Genomic DNA, 14,843 nt, shown 5'->3' with positions numbered 1-14,843 from the left:
TATTAACAGAAAGAACAGTTAGATTAGTTTACTCTAAAAGTAACTCTTCTTACCATTTGTCTAGCTTGTGCGCTATTTTTATCTACTGATGCATCTTCACCATCACCGTTAACAGTTAACCTTGAAGCGTCAATACCAGCTGCAACCATTACATCATTTACCATCTTAGCACGACGCTCAGACAATTGTTTGTTGTATTCTGGGCTTCCGATTTCATCAGCATATCCCGTTAAAGTAGCAGTTGCAGAAGGGTGATCCTTCATGTACTGTACGATAGTGTTAAGAGCTCCTAAACTATAAGTAGTAGGCTTAGTGCTGTTAAACTGGAAATATACATTTACGTAACCTTCGTTGATTAATTTTTTAACTAGATCAGAGTCAGCAGCTCCAGCTTGATTCATCATGTTTTCAGCATCGGTCTTAGTTACATAAGTATTAGCTAAAGAACTTTCCATATCATCTGGGATACCGTTTTTGTTCATGTCGATTGCGCGACCTTTACTATCAACTCTTACACCACTTTCAGTAGTATTATCACGGTCTAAATAGTTAGGAACACCATCTTGATCATCATCTGCTTGCTCGCGAGCCATTTTATCAACAGCTGCTGCCATTTCAGCAATTTTCTCATCATACATATCCGGAGACCAGTCTGCATGAATATCATTACTACCTAGGTAAATATTTAAACCTGCAGAAGCATTCACAACAAATCCATTAAATCCTCTAGTTCCTGTTCTTCCTAGACCGTCAAAAGTATAGTCTTGTCTTACATGTCCTAGTATAGATAAATCTCCGAATAAAGCTACTCGATTTGATAATCTCACTTGTGGAGTAACACCAAGTTGAAAATTAAGCATATAGTCTTCATCTAATTCAACAGGTTCAACTGGCTTAAGAGTAGATACACCCATTCCACCGTGAACTAAAAGACCTAATCGGTCGTCTAATTGATTCAATCCAATAATGTGACCTGCATTAAGTACTCCTTCAAGAGTTGCTCTTACATACCTACTTTCAAAATCACGACTATTTTCATCAGCATTAAAGCTGTTGTATCCTAAGTCAAGATTAAAACCAAATTTATTATTCACCATGTAACGAATCCCTAAGTCTGCCTGCCATAAAGATGGTGTATTAGTATAAGCTCCTGATGATACTGGTCTTACTGGTTTTGTCACACCAGCACCTACATCGATCGACCACTTGTTAAAGTCGTTTACTTTAACATCTGATTCCATTTCGTCATTTTGCGCAACAGCTACACTTGCTACTAAAGCCATTGCCAAAAAAATACTTTTTTTCATGAAGTTTGTTTTTTTGCTTTCTATTAAGCGACAAAGATACTTGTTTTTAAGAGATAGGCTAATCTTTTCTTACTTTTTAGTCTTAAAATTTAATTAAACGTTTTAGTGACTAATCGCTACCTTTGCCTTCTTGTTATTAAATATATGGTAAAAAATATCTGTTGTATTGGAGCAGGATATGTTGGTGGTCCTACAATGACTGTGATAGCAGCTAAATGTCCTCATATTAAGGTTAATGTAGTTGATATTAATAAGAAAAGAATTGAAGCTTGGAATCATTCTGATGTTTCCAAAATTCCTATTTACGAACCAGGTCTATCTGACCTAGTACAACAAGCTAGAGGAAGAAATCTATTTTTCTCGACAGAGGTCGATCAAGCGATCAAGGAAGCTGATATGATTTTTATTTCCGTAAATACTCCTACAAAAACCTATGGAGTAGGAAAAGGAATGGCGGCCGATTTAAAATACATTGAATTATGCGCTAGACAGATTGCCGATGTTGCAGAGGATGATAAAATAATAGTTGAAAAAAGTACACTGCCTGTTCGTACAGCCGAAGCACTCAAAAATATTCTTGACAATACTTCCAAGGACGTAAAGTTTCAAATTTTATCCAATCCAGAATTTCTTGCCGAAGGAACCGCTGTCCAAGATTTGTTAAATCCAGACCGAGTACTTATTGGTGGTGAACAAACTGAGGAAGGACGTATGGCCCAAAAGGCTTTAGTAGATGTTTATGCTAATTGGGTGCCTTCTGATAGAATTTTGACGACCAACGTTTGGTCTTCAGAGCTTTCTAAACTTACTGCCAATGCGTTTCTCGCACAACGAGTTAGTAGTATAAACGCACTTAGTGAGCTTTGTGAAAAAACTGAAGCTGATGTCAATGAGGTAGCGAGAGCTATAGGAACTGATTCTAGGATAGGATCTAAGTTTTTGAAAGCATCCGTTGGTTTTGGAGGTAGTTGTTTTCAAAAGGACATTTTAAATCTTGTATACATTTCTAGGTCTTATGGTTTGCAAGAGGTAGCTGACTATTGGGAGCAGGTGATTATAATGAATGATCATCAAAAAAGGCGATTTGCATCTAATATTGTAAAAACGCTTTATAATACTGTTTCAGGCAAGAAAATAGCAATGCTTGGTTGGGCGTTTAAAAAAGATACGAATGACACCCGGGAATCTGCAAGTATATATGTAGCAGATGACCTACTTAATGAACAGGCAGAAATTGTGGTTTACGATCCTAAAGTAACTGCTGAACAGATTTATGCCGATTTAGATTATTTAAATACTCGAAGTGGCGAAGAAAATAGAAAAGGAGTTACTGTTGTTAACGATCCTATGGAGTGTTTCGATCAGGCTCATGCGATTGCTATTATGACAGAGTGGGATGAGTTTAAAGATTACGATTGGAAATCTATTTATAACGAAATGTTGAAACCTGCGTTCCTATTCGATGGTCGTATGATTTTGGATCATGATAAAATGGAAGAAATAGGATTCAAAATGTATACTATAGGTAAAGGTTAGAAGTATTTCGCTTTCGCGAAAGCGTAATTACAACATCAATGAGAAAAACAATTGTTATAACTGGAGGAGCTGGATTTATAGGTTCGGAAGTGGTGCGCTTATTTGTTACTGAGTATCCAGATGCTCACATTATTAATCTTGATGCGCTTACCTATGCAGGAAATTTAGAGAACCTTAAAACTATCGAGCACAAAGAGAATTATACATTCTATCGGGTAAATATCAATGATGCTCAGGCTATAGAAACTGTGTTTAAAAATCATTCAATTGATGTGGTTATACATCTAGCTGCAGAATCTCATGTTGATCGATCCATAAGTGATCCACTAGCCTTTGCTCGTACTAATGTTTTAGGTACTCTTAATCTTTTAGAAGTTTGTAGATCAACTTGGAATAAGGATTTTACCAATAAGTTGTTTTATCACATAAGCACTGATGAGGTTTATGGTGCTTTAGGTGAGAAAGGTCTTTTTACTGAAGAATCACCTTACAGTCCTAATTCGCCTTACTCGGCCAGTAAAGCTAGTAGTGATCATTTTGTGCGCGCTTATCATGAAACTTATGGTTTGCCTATTGTTATAAGTAATTGTTCAAATAACTATGGACCTTTTCAATTTCCTGAGAAATTAATACCGTTGTTTATTAATAATATTAAACAAGGAAAGCCATTACCTGTTTATGGAGATGGTAATTACACACGGGATTGGTTGTATGTTAAAGATCATGCCTTGGCAATTAAAACTATAATGGAGCAAGGTCAATTAGGTGAGACCTATAACATTGGTGGTCATAATGAATGGAAAAATATTGATCTTGTACAGTTATTGTGTGATGAAATGGATGTGATGCTGGATAATGATGCAGGAACGAGTAGGTCTTTAATTACATTTGTAAACGATAGACCGGGACATGATTTTAGATATGCCATTGATGCGTCCAAAATGTCAAACGAATTAGGATGGATGCCATCAGTAACTTTTGAACAAGGTTTAAAAGAAACAATCTCATGGTACCTAGAAAATCCTTTATGGTTACAACGGGTAACTTCTGGTGCTTACAAAGAATATTATAACCAACAGTATAAATAAATGAAAGGTATTGTATTAGCAGGTGGCTCGGGAACTAGATTGCATCCTTTAACCATAGCAGTGAGTAAGCAATTGCTACCTGTTTATGACAAACCTATGATTTATTACCCTTTATCTGTACTCATGCTGGCAGGTATAAGAGAGATTTTAATTATTTCAACTCCGCATGATTTACCAAATTTTAAAAAACTTTTAGGCGATGGTTCAGATTACGGGATACGTCTACAATATAAAGAGCAACCATCACCTGATGGTTTAGCACAGGCTTTCATAATAGGTGAGGATTTCATAGGAGATGATGATGTAGCTATGGTGTTAGGAGATAATATCTTTTATGGAGCAGGATTCTCTCAAGTACTTCAAAGTGCTGTACGTACTGTAACCAATGAAAAGCGAGCAGTGGTGTTTGGTAATTATGTTAAAGACCCAGAACGTTATGGAGTTGCCTCTTTTGATAAAGAAGGTCAATTAATCAGCATTGAAGAAAAACCTAAACAACCTAAAAGTAATTTTGCTGTAGTTGGTTTGTATTTCTATCCAAATTCTGTTATTGATGTAGCTAAAAGATTGAAGCCTAGTGCTCGAGGAGAGTTGGAAATCACTAGTTTGAATCAATATTTTTTAGAAAAAAGGAAACTGAGCTTAGAAATTTTGAGTAGAGGTTTTGCTTGGTTGGACACAGGTACTCACGAGGCACTTTCTGAGGCAACGGAATTTGTAAAAGCCATAGAGAATAGGGCTGGATTAAAAATTTCATGTTTAGAAGAAATTGCTATTAAAATGGGTTGGGTTGATAAAAACAAAGTTGCAGAACGGATTAAAGATTTAAAAGGGTCCTATTTTGAGTACTTGAAAATGATAACCTTTTCATAACTCGCAAACCGTAAGTTATTTTCGTACTTTTGCAAATTCAAATTTATAATGTGAAATCAATCAAAGTTTTAGTTACCGGTGCTGCTGGTTTTATTGGTAGCAATTTATGCGAATTTTTACTTAATAATAATTACGACGTAATTGGGTTAGACAATTTTTCTAATGGTCATCGTCACAATATTGAACCTTTTCTTCAACATCCTAGTTTTAAATTCATTGAAGGAGATATTAGGGACCTAGATACTTGTCATAATGCTGTAGCTGGTTGCGATTATGTATTGCATCAAGCGGCATTAGGTAGTGTGCCTCGATCTATAAAAGACCCGATCACTTCAAATGATGTCAATGTAAGTGGTTTTCTGAATATGCTAGTAGCGTGTAAAGATGCAGGAATAAAGAAAATGGTATATGCGGCTAGTAGTTCTACTTACGGAGACTCTGAATCGTTGCCAAAGGTGGAAGACAAAATAGGTCGCCCATTATCGCCATACGCTATTACAAAATTTGTTAATGAGCTGTATGCGGATGTATTTTACAAAACCTATGGGCTTAACACTATCGGTCTTAGGTACTTTAATGTTTTTGGCCGTAAACAAGATCCAAACGGAGCCTACGCAGCCGTGATTCCAAAATTTACAGCTACCTTAATGAAAAAAGAATCACCTGTAATAAATGGGGACGGTAGCTATAGTCGTGATTTTACTTACATAGACAACGTTATTCAGGCTAACGTAAAGGCAATGTTGGTTGATTCGCCAGAAAGTGAAAATCAGGTATTTAATGTGGCCTACGGTGATCGAACCACCTTGGTTGAGCTAATTGAGTATTTAAAAAAGCACTTAAGTAAATTTGATTCTGAAATTCAAGATGTGGTAGTTAAGCACGGTCCTAACCGTGCAGGTGATATCCCTCATTCACTAGCTTCTATTGAAAAAGCTCAAAGACTCCTAGGATATGAGCCTCAGTTTAATATAGACCAAGGCCTTAAAGAGGCTGTAGAATGGTATTGGAGTAATTTATAATTATTTAATCTACGCTTTCGCGAAAGCGATCAAAACAAACAAAAGATGAATAAAAAAATATGTGTTATTGGTTTGGGTTATGTAGGACTTCCTCTAGCTAGGTTGTTTGCCACCCAATACGATGTTGTGGGCTTTGATATCAATCAGGGTAGAGTAGATGAGCTCAATAAAGGTAAAGATAGTACACTTGAAGTGGATGAAGAAAGTCTTAAACAAGTACTTAAAAACGAGAAAAATGATTCTCATGGGTTATACTGTACTAATGAATTAGAAGACATAGCAGATTCTCAAATATATATTATAACAGTTCCTACACCAGTCGATAAAAATAATCGACCAGTATTAATACCTCTTCAAAAAGCTAGTGAAACGGTTGGGCAGGTACTTAAAAAAGGAGATATTGTTATCTATGAATCTACGGTTTACCCAGGAGCGACTGAAGAGGAGTGTATACCAGTATTGGAACAAGTGAGTGGTCTTAGCTTCAATACTGATTTTTATGCGGGCTATTCACCAGAACGCATTAATCCAGGAGATAAGTTACATACCGTTGATAAAATTCTGAAAGTTACTTCAGGAAGTACTCCAGAAATTGGTAAGGAAATTGATAAGCTTTATAAATCAGTTATTACCGCAGGTACTCATCTTGCACCAACTATTAAAGTTGCTGAGGCGGCTAAAGTCATCGAGAATTCACAAAGAGATATCAATATTGCCTTTGTCAATGAACTAGCTAAAATTTTTAATCTGTTAGAAATTGACACACATGCAGTTCTTGAAGCAGCTGGCACTAAATGGAATTTCTTACCGTTCAAGCCAGGTTTAGTAGGTGGTCATTGTATAGGGGTAGATCCTTATTATTTAGCACAAAAAGCTCAAGAAGTAGGCTATCATCCAGAGATTATACTGGCTGGTAGACGACTTAACGATTCAATGGGTGAGTATGTAGCTTCACAAGTTGTCAAAGCAATGATTCAGAAAGGAATAAACGTCAATGGAGCTCAAGTCTTAATGTTAGGAATCACATTTAAGGAAAATTGTCCAGACGTAAGGAATACTAAAATAGTAGATGTAATAGCTGCATTAGAGGATTATGGAGTTAACGTCACAACCTACGATCCATGGGCTAATCCAGATGAGGTGAAGCATGAATATAAGTTAAATAGCACCAATGAAATGCCGAACTCAAAGTTTGATGCAGTAGTTTTAGGAGTTTCTCATAATGAGTTCAAAGAAATGGATCTAGATCGTTTTAGAAATACAAACAGTGTGTTGTACGATGTAAAAGGTGTATTAGATACCAGTGATAAAAGATTGTAAGTAATAAGCAATTGATTAAGGACTTTTTAAATAAAATAAATTCTAAAGATGGAAGGTCTTTATTGGAAAACTTTTTTTCATTAGGTGCCTTACAAATTATAAATTTATTGTCACCTTTGCTTGTTCTACCTTATATGATTAGAACGGTAGGATTTGAAAAATATGGTATCCTTGTTTTAGCCTCTTCTTTAATTACTTATTTCTCATCTATTACAGATTATAGTTTCAAAATTACTGCGACTAGAGATGTTGCGGTTTTTAGGGATAGTCCAAAAAAACTTGACTTGATCTACAGTAGAGTGATATCAGTAAAATCACTTTTATTAATTATATCTTGGATTCTCATTGCTATTATTGTTTACTCTTATCAACCATTTTATGAGGAAAAACTTGTTTATTCTTGTAGTTCTTTAATGTTATTAGGTTATGTGTTGTTTCCTGAATGGTATTTTCAAGGGATTGAGAAAATGAAATATATAACCTTTCTAAATGTTGGTATTAAATTATTTTTTACTATTTGCATTTTTGTATTAATTAAAAATCCTGAAGATTACTGGAAATATTCGTTATTGAATAGCCTAGGTTACATTGGAGCTGGTATCATTGGTCAATACATACTTATGAAAAAATACAAATTGAAATTTATTTGGTTAAAAATGAAATTTGTAAAATTTTGTTTAAAAGAAAATTTTCCTATTTTCATAAATCAATTTATTCCGAATTTATATAATAATACCAGTACTTTTTTATTAGGAATTCTAACTAGTACTCAAATAGTTGGTGTTTATGCAGCAATTAAAAAGGTGATAGATATTGGTATAACAATTATAAATGTAAGTTCTCGTGTAATTTTTCCATATTTAAATAGAAATAAAAATAGTTTTGATTATTATAAAAAAACAATGATGGTTATTGGACTGGTTTTAGTAATTATTCCTGTAATTTTTCATGATTTAATTTTTTGGTATTTGGACATTATTGATGATTCTGCATTACGTGTTTTAATCATTTTATCTATTGGACTATTTTTCTTTATGTTATATAATGTATTTGGAATGAATTACTTTATAGTTAACAGGATGGATAGGCTGGTAATGAAAAACACTATTCTAGCATCGTTAATAGGCTTGATTACTTGTTTTCCACTCATACACTATTTCGGTTTAATAGGGGCTGCTTTAAATTTAACAATTTGCAGGTTTATAATGGGAGGATCTTTGTATTATAAATATTTGAGAATAGGTAAATAATGAAATTATTAATGTTTTTATATAATCTTCTATTTTTTCGATTTTCAACTCTTATAAGTCGAAGATTTTTAGGCCTCACATTAGAAAAGGGAGTTAAGTTTAAAAAGATTCCTTATGTTTTTAAACATCCAACGGCAATTATAAAAATTGGTTCAAATACTCTAATAAATTCAGATAATTTTGGATATCATATTAATATGTTTTCTAAATGTAAACTATATGCTGATCGTAAAAAATCAGAAATTATTATTGGACAGAATTGTAGAATTCATGGAACTTGTATTCATTCTTTCAAAAAAATTCAAATAGGCAACAATTGTCTCATTGCTGCAAATTCACAAATCATTGATGGTAATGGACATAAACTTTGTATGCAAAACCCAAAAGAACGATTAATTAAATCTGATGAGGGAAAGGAAATAATTATACAAGACAATGTTTGGATAGCTTCTAGTTGCACTATTTTAGGTGGTTCATTTATAAGTGAAGGATCAATCATCACGGCAGGTAGTGTCGTCAAGGGTTATGTACCTCCCAATTCGATTTTTGGGGGTAATCCTGCTAAATTAATTAAGCAATATTAAAATGAAATTAGCGATTCACCATAGAAAGGATAGCTTTTCAGATAGATGGATATCTTATTGTGAGAAAAACCATATAGATTTTAAATTAGTAAATTGTTACGATAATAATATTATAACTCAATTAAAGGACTGTGATGCTTTATTATGGCATTTTCATCACCATAATTACAAAGATTCTATTTTTGCTAAAGGGTTATTTTTTTCTTTGGAACAATCTGGAATGAAAGTTTTTCCTGATTTTAATACTGCCTGGCATTTCGACGATAAAATAGGTCAAAAATATTTGTTAGAAACTTTAGGAATGCCATTAGTACCCACTTTTGTGTTTTATGATAAATCCACAGCAATTGATTGGGCTAGAAAAACAACGTTTCCGAAAGTATTTAAGCTATCAGGTGGTGCTGGAGGGCAAAATGTACGATTAATAAAAAATTATAATGATTGTGAACGAATCATCAGCAAGTGTTTTTCTAATGGATTTTCTCAGAACGATCCATGGTACCGTCTAAAGGATAGGTTTAATAAGTTTAAACATGGTAAAGCATCTTTAAAAGAATTACTAATCGGATTTTTAAAAATTTTCATCAAAAATGATTTTGAAAAATTGTCTACTAAAGAAAAAGGATATGCTTATTTTCAAGAATTTATTCCAAATAACACCTTTGATATTAGAGTCGTGGTAGTTGGTAATAAGGCTTTTGGACTTAAAAGAAATACAAGACCTAACGATTTTCGAGCTTCAGGAAGTGGTTCTATAATTTATGATTCTAGGGCAATTGATATTAGATGTGTTGAAATGGCATTTAAAGTTAATGAGAAAATTAAATCTCAAAGTATAGCTTTTGATTTTGTTTTTGATAAAAATGACAACCCATTAATTATCGAAATAAGCTATGGTTATTCTGTTGTAGCATATGACGATTGTCCTGGTTATTGGTTGTCTGATTTGACTTGGATAGATGATTCATTTAAGCCGCAGGAGTGGATGATTGAAAATTTAATTAAATCTATAAATGCATAACTTATTACATTCTCATGAACAGAAATATTAATAATTAGAATTTTTAGGATGATTTTGCTTTGTTATCTATTTTTAGGGGTATTTCTTATTCTAATTATAAGTTATTATCTCCGTAAAACAGGTTGGTCGCTTTTTGTATACTCTACCATATATTTATTTTTATTTTATGTTCTAACACCAATTATTTCGTTATTAATATTTAACACTGATATAATTAACAACCTTCAACTAGCTTACAATATTCCAAATCAAGCTGATAATGAGCTGATGATTTTAACATTTTTAGCTATTTTTATTGGTCTTTCGTTTTTTCTTATTGGGTATAATCGTAATATAAAAATAAATATAACTAAAATACTTCCAAAACAAGTTGGTAATAAAAATTTACCTACCGTTTTTATCTTAATTATTTTTTTTCTTTCTTTAATTGGGTTGTTCCTGTACATAAGAGGATTTGGATCAATAAGTAGTGCAATTGCTAATGCTAATTTGGTGAGATCAGGTTATTATTTAGATGTCTCAGACGGTAATACATCGCATACTTTTTTCTTTAGATTTATATTTTTAGCCTTAATTCCTTTATTATATTTTTATTTTAACAAAAAAATAAGTAATAGTCTCAGATATCCAATAATTGTAGGCTGTTTTATAATTTTAGGCATCCTTTACTTTTTCCTTTCTCCGGGGCGTCAATCTATATTTGATTTGATTCTTATATTTATTTTTGCCACCATGTTGGGCAAAAGACAAGTGATAAATAAAAAGATACTATTTTTTGGGATACTTGTCTTTTTTCTACTTCCAATTTTAAATTCCTTTTTTATTGAAAGAAGTTTTAATTCAATTAATTATTCAAACTCTATACTTGAGGTTATCCTAAACGAATTTGGTTTTCCGTATTACAGCTTGTCTCACGCCATAAATGAGAACTATAGTTATTTTTATTTTTCAGACTTTCTTTCAGGAAGTTTTGGAAGAATTTTTCCATCTTCATGGAATCCTGGAATTGAAAGTAGTAATTATTTGAACAGTAGTTATATGCTAGGTAGGTCTGTTAAATCAATACCACCGGGAATATTAGCACAAGGCTTTTATAGTTTAGGTTTTGTGGGTATTATCATAGTATCTTTTTTTACGGGTATAATCTTCAAGGTCCTTGATACCTATTTCGCAAAAGCCTCAATTTTAAACGCGAATTTTAATTATATATACGCTTATTTTATTGTAAGTAGTATGGTTTGGGTACGAACAGGGTTACCTGCAAATTATTTTTATAATTTGACATTTATGACGTTTATAATTTTTTTCTTTACTATGTATAAATTTAAAAACAGTTAGATTGATAAATAAAAAAAACATACTAATTGTTTTACCAAATGATTCTTTAGGAGGTGCTGAACAATATTTGAAATTAATCGCTAATCATTTTGGTAAAATTAATAACTATAACATCTTCGTTATCTTTTTTAAAAAGAAAAAAACCCATGCTTGGGAAGATAACGATTATAAAAAAAATTATGGTACCACTGACAAGGAACGATATGGGGTTTTCAATGTGGTACAAAATATATATAAGCTTAGACGAAAAAAATTTCATTATGTTTTTACTTCACATGTACATTCAAATGCTTTAGTTGGTTTTCTTAGAAAAATAAAGATTTTAAATACTCGCTTTATAATCGGAAGAGAGTCTACTTCTATATTCTTAAGATATAAAGGTCTGAAACTTCTAATTTTTAAATTATATTATAGAATAGGTTATTCAGGAATTGATTTGCTAATATGTCAAAGTGATCTTATGAAAAATCAATTAGTTGATAACATGATATATATAGAGAATAATGTCAATATTAGAGTTATCGGTAATCCAGTAAACCTAACCATGATTAAAAGTTTTGAATCGAAAGAAATTACAAACAATCTGATCCCTAAATCTTTTATCGTTTCTGCTGGTAGATTAATCCCTGAAAAAGGTTTTGATATTTTGATTGATGCTTTTAAATTGATTTATAAGGAGCATTCAGATACTAAGCTAGTTATTTTAGGAGAAGGTGATTTAAGGATAGAATTAGAGAAAAAAATTAATTCGGAAGGGTTATCCGAAAATATATTCTTGTTCGGTTTTGTAAATAATGTCTATCCTTTTTTTCGTAATGCAAAATTGTGTGTAGTATCATCTAGGTTGGAAGGCTTTCCGAACGTGCTGTTACAAATGATGTCTCAAAATAATAATGTCGTATCTACTCTTTGTGCTGGTGGCATAGATAAGATAGATGGTTTATACACCTGTATGCCAGAGGATGTTTTAGCCTTGGCAAATCAAATGATTAAATGCTTAAAAACGAATAATAAGGAAAACAGACGACTGTTTGACAGTGAGCTTAAAGAAAGAAGTGTTGAAGCTTTTATTGGAAAAATTAAATTGTATTTAAATGAAACCGAAGTTAGTTAGGATTACTACAGTACCTATCTCGCTGGAGAAATTATTAGAGGGTCAATTACAATATATGTCTAAAGACTTTAATTTACATATTATTTCTTCAAATGAAAAGTATTTAAAAAAAATAGCTCAGAGAGAGGACGTTACTTATACTACAATTGGATTAACTAGAAAAATCACACCTATACGTGATTTAATTGCTCTTTTTAAAATGATAAGAGTGTTTTATAAACTTAGACCCAATATTGTCCATTCGCACACGCCAAAAGCTGGCACTATTGGGATGTTGGCAGCGTGGATTTCCCGAGTACCTAACAGAATACACACTGTTGCTGGTTTACCCTTAATGGAATCAACAGGAGTGAAATTTAAAATTTTAAAAATTGTTGAAAAGTTGACATATGCCTGTGCCAGTAAAATTTATCCTAATTCGATGGGTTTAAAAGATTACATTCTACGGGAAAAGTTAACGGATGCAAGAAAAATAACAATAATTGGAAATGGAAGTTCCAATGGAATTAATACAAATTATTTTTCTAGACTTGCTATCGATGAGGAAGTTATAAATGATGTGCGTACCAAATGGAATATTAATAAAGCAGATAAAGTATTATTATTCGTTGGTCGAGTAGTAAAGGATAAAGGAATCAATGAATTATTAAAAAGTTTTAAATCAATTTCCGATCATCATCCTGATTTAAAACTTGTTATAGTTGGTCCTCTAGAAGAGGAACTAAACCCTATTTCTTCTGAATCTTTCGAGATTTTAAAAAATCACCCGAGGGTTATTCATACTGGTTTTCAAAACGATGTTAGGCCATTTTTTGCTGTTGCTGATTTGTTTGTGTTTCCCAGCTATAGAGAAGGTTTTCCTAATGTAGTCCTGCAAGCAGGAGCTATGGAAGTACCTTCTATAGTTTCTAATATCAATGGATGTAATGAGATAATTCGAAATGAGGAAAATGGGTTAATTGTAGAAGCCAAAAATGAAGATAGGCTTAGAATGGCAATACTTAGTCTAATTCAGGGTGAAGAGAAACTAAGAAAATTAAAATCTAATACTAGGCAAATTATAGTTCAAAACTATGAGAGAAGTTTCATTTGTAAAGAGTTACTAAAAGAATATAAATCATTATCCAAAATATGATATATAGAAATTTAATTAAACCTACGTTTGATATATTAATCGCTAGTTTGGCTTTTATAACATTGCTTCCAATCTTTATTTTGGTACTAATATTTCTATTAGCCACAAACTCAGGTTCTCCATTTTTTTTACAAACAAGACCTGGTAAGAATGGGCGATTGTTTAAAATATTTAAGTTCAAAACAATGAATGACAAACGTAAAAAAACTGGAGAATTGTTTCCAGATGATGTACGTTTGACAAGAATTGGAAAATTTGTCCGAAAAACTTCATTAGATGAATTGCCTCAGCTATTAAATGTAATAAAAGGAGACATGAGTATTGTAGGTCCTAGGCCTCTCTTACCAGAATATCTATCACTCTATTCTAAAGAACAATCTAGAAGACATGAGGTGAAACCAGGAATAACAGGTTGGGCTCAAGTAAATGGACGTAATGCGATAAGTTGGCAAGAAAAGTTTAAATTAGACGTATGGTATGTAGATAATCAATCTTTTTTAATTGATTTAAATATCCTATTAAGAACAGTGAAAAAGGTGTTTATCTCGGAAGGAATAAATGCCAAAGGTCAAGCAACTACTACTCCTTTTAATGGAAACTAATATGCGAAGAATTGCAATTGTCGGTGCTGGTGGATTAGCACAAGAAATCTGGGACTTAATAAATTATATTAATCTAGAAAAACAACAGTTTGAGATTATAGGGTTCTACGATGATGCCTTTTCTGAAAGGACCAAAATTATTGGGGAAACAGATTGCCTAGGTCCTGTATCTCTTCTTTTTGAGATTAAAGAAGAGCTGTCTATTGTATTTGGAATTGCGAATAGAAAGGTTGTATTATCTATTTTGAAGAAATTTGGTGAGAAGAAGAACTTTAGTTATCCGAATTTGGTACATCCAAAATCTGATTTAGGTTTTAATTTTAAAATGGGGCATGGAAATGTTATAACAAGTCAATGTCAAATTACAGTTAATGTGAAGCTAGGTAACTTTAATTTTTTTAATACTAATTGTTGTGTGGGTCATAATGTAGAAATGGGAGACTTTAATTGCTTTATGCCGAGAGTACAAATTTCTGGAGATGTTATTATAGGAAATTTAAATGAATTTAATATGAATTCCAGTATCGTCCAAGGGAAGAAAGTTGGTGACCAAAACCAAATATTAGCTAATACCTTGTTAACCAAAAGTATTAAGAACCAACGTAAATATTTTGGCATTCCAGCAAAAAGGATCGATCTTTGAAAAAATTAAA

At 32.4% G+C, this 14,843-nt stretch carries 14 protein-coding genes; 13 read left to right on the top strand and 1 reads right to left on the bottom strand.

Features of this window, described 5'->3' with window-relative positions; translation table 11 throughout:
* Window positions 1-23: 23 nt before the first annotated feature.
* Entirely contained in the window at window positions 24-1,307 is a 1,284-nt protein-coding gene (locus tag I5168_RS11220; RefSeq protein WP_431471811.1) for an OmpA family protein, read from the bottom strand.
* Between the two features lie 144 nt (window positions 1,308-1,451).
* Here I5168_RS11220 and I5168_RS11215 point away from each other — a divergent pair, with 144 nt between their 5' ends.
* From I5168_RS11215 to I5168_RS11155, 13 genes are read left to right on the top strand one after another with little or no spacing between them, the layout of a single operon-like run.
* The gene (locus I5168_RS11215; RefSeq protein WP_431471810.1) at window positions 1,452-2,843 is read left to right on the top strand and encodes a UDP-glucose 6-dehydrogenase; all 1,392 of its coding nucleotides are present in this window, start codon (window positions 1,452-1,454) and stop codon (window positions 2,841-2,843) included.
* Window positions 2,844-2,881: 38 nt separating this feature from the next.
* Window positions 2,882-3,931, top strand: a complete 1,050-nt coding sequence (gene rfbB, locus I5168_RS11210) for a dTDP-glucose 4,6-dehydratase (RefSeq protein WP_431471809.1) — start codon at window positions 2,882-2,884, stop codon at window positions 3,929-3,931.
* Complete coding sequence (gene rfbA, locus I5168_RS11205; protein WP_431471808.1) at window positions 3,932-4,804, top strand: glucose-1-phosphate thymidylyltransferase RfbA; 873 nt, start codon at window positions 3,932-3,934, stop codon at window positions 4,802-4,804. It abuts the gene before it with no gap.
* 41 nt (window positions 4,805-4,845) lie between these two features.
* Window positions 4,846-5,826, top strand: a complete 981-nt coding sequence (locus I5168_RS11200; RefSeq protein ID WP_431472771.1) for an SDR family oxidoreductase — start codon at window positions 4,846-4,848, stop codon at window positions 5,824-5,826.
* A 45-nt stretch (window positions 5,827-5,871) separates the two neighbouring features.
* Window positions 5,872-7,146, top strand: a complete 1,275-nt coding sequence (locus I5168_RS11195; RefSeq protein WP_431471807.1) for a nucleotide sugar dehydrogenase — start codon at window positions 5,872-5,874, stop codon at window positions 7,144-7,146.
* 11 nt (window positions 7,147-7,157) lie between these two features.
* On the top strand, window positions 7,158-8,396 hold the full coding sequence (locus I5168_RS11190; protein ID WP_431471806.1) for an oligosaccharide flippase family protein: 1,239 nt from the start codon (window positions 7,158-7,160) through the stop codon (window positions 8,394-8,396).
* Window positions 8,396-8,980, top strand: a complete 585-nt coding sequence (locus tag I5168_RS11185; protein ID WP_431471805.1) for an acyltransferase — start codon at window positions 8,396-8,398, stop codon at window positions 8,978-8,980. The genes I5168_RS11190 and I5168_RS11185 overlap by 1 nt, the downstream gene beginning before the upstream one ends.
* A 1-nt stretch (window position 8,981) precedes the next feature.
* Window positions 8,982-10,001: an ATP-grasp domain-containing protein gene (locus tag I5168_RS11180; RefSeq protein ID WP_431471804.1), complete on the top strand. Its 1,020-nt coding sequence runs from the start codon at window positions 8,982-8,984 to the stop codon at window positions 9,999-10,001.
* A 48-nt stretch (window positions 10,002-10,049) separates the two neighbouring features.
* Window positions 10,050-11,339: an O-antigen polymerase gene (locus I5168_RS11175; RefSeq protein ID WP_431471803.1), complete on the top strand. Its 1,290-nt coding sequence runs from the start codon at window positions 10,050-10,052 to the stop codon at window positions 11,337-11,339.
* A gap of 1 nt (window position 11,340) precedes the next feature.
* Window positions 11,341-12,453: a glycosyltransferase gene (locus tag I5168_RS11170; RefSeq protein ID WP_431471802.1), complete on the top strand. Its 1,113-nt coding sequence runs from the start codon at window positions 11,341-11,343 to the stop codon at window positions 12,451-12,453.
* On the top strand, window positions 12,434-13,588 hold the full coding sequence (locus I5168_RS11165; RefSeq protein ID WP_431471801.1) for a glycosyltransferase family 4 protein: 1,155 nt from the start codon (window positions 12,434-12,436) through the stop codon (window positions 13,586-13,588). Before I5168_RS11170 ends, I5168_RS11165 begins: the two co-directional genes overlap by 20 nt.
* Window positions 13,588-14,190 (top strand): sugar transferase, encoded by a 603-nt coding sequence (locus I5168_RS11160; RefSeq protein ID WP_431472770.1) that lies wholly within the window; start codon window positions 13,588-13,590, stop codon window positions 14,188-14,190. The genes I5168_RS11165 and I5168_RS11160 overlap by 1 nt, the downstream gene beginning before the upstream one ends.
* Window positions 14,180-14,833, top strand: a complete 654-nt coding sequence (locus I5168_RS11155; protein WP_431471800.1) for an acetyltransferase — start codon at window positions 14,180-14,182, stop codon at window positions 14,831-14,833. Before I5168_RS11160 ends, I5168_RS11155 begins: the two co-directional genes overlap by 11 nt.
* Window positions 14,834-14,843 lie beyond the last annotated feature (10 nt).

The organism is Nonlabens sp. SCSIO 43208 (assembly GCF_050703575.1).
In the GTDB taxonomy this organism is placed as follows: Bacteria; Bacteroidota; Bacteroidia; order Flavobacteriales; family Flavobacteriaceae; genus Nonlabens; species Nonlabens tegetincola.
Note: the sequence above shows the minus strand (reverse complement) of the source record. Positions and strands in the feature narration are given on the sequence as shown.

Coding starts and splice junctions, on each gene's coding strand:
- I5168_RS11165 (WP_431471801.1), top strand. CDS start 12,434: ATGAAACCGAAGTTAGTTAGGATTACTACAGTACCTATCTCGCTGGAG.
- I5168_RS11155 (WP_431471800.1), top strand. CDS start 14,180: ATGGAAACTAATATGCGAAGAATTGCAATTGTCGGTGCTGGTGGATTA.
- I5168_RS11175 (WP_431471803.1), top strand. CDS start 10,050: ATGATTTTGCTTTGTTATCTATTTTTAGGGGTATTTCTTATTCTAATT.
- I5168_RS11185 (WP_431471805.1), top strand. CDS start 8,396: ATGAAATTATTAATGTTTTTATATAATCTTCTATTTTTTCGATTTTCA.
- I5168_RS11195 (WP_431471807.1), top strand. CDS start 5,872: ATGAATAAAAAAATATGTGTTATTGGTTTGGGTTATGTAGGACTTCCT.
- I5168_RS11215 (WP_431471810.1), top strand. CDS start 1,452: ATGGTAAAAAATATCTGTTGTATTGGAGCAGGATATGTTGGTGGTCCT.
- I5168_RS11180 (WP_431471804.1), top strand. CDS start 8,982: ATGAAATTAGCGATTCACCATAGAAAGGATAGCTTTTCAGATAGATGG.
- rfbA (WP_431471808.1), top strand. CDS start 3,932: ATGAAAGGTATTGTATTAGCAGGTGGCTCGGGAACTAGATTGCATCCT.
- I5168_RS11220 (WP_431471811.1), bottom strand. CDS start 1,307: ATGAAAAAAAGTATTTTTTTGGCAATGGCTTTAGTAGCAAGTGTAGCT.
- rfbB (WP_431471809.1), top strand. CDS start 2,882: ATGAGAAAAACAATTGTTATAACTGGAGGAGCTGGATTTATAGGTTCG.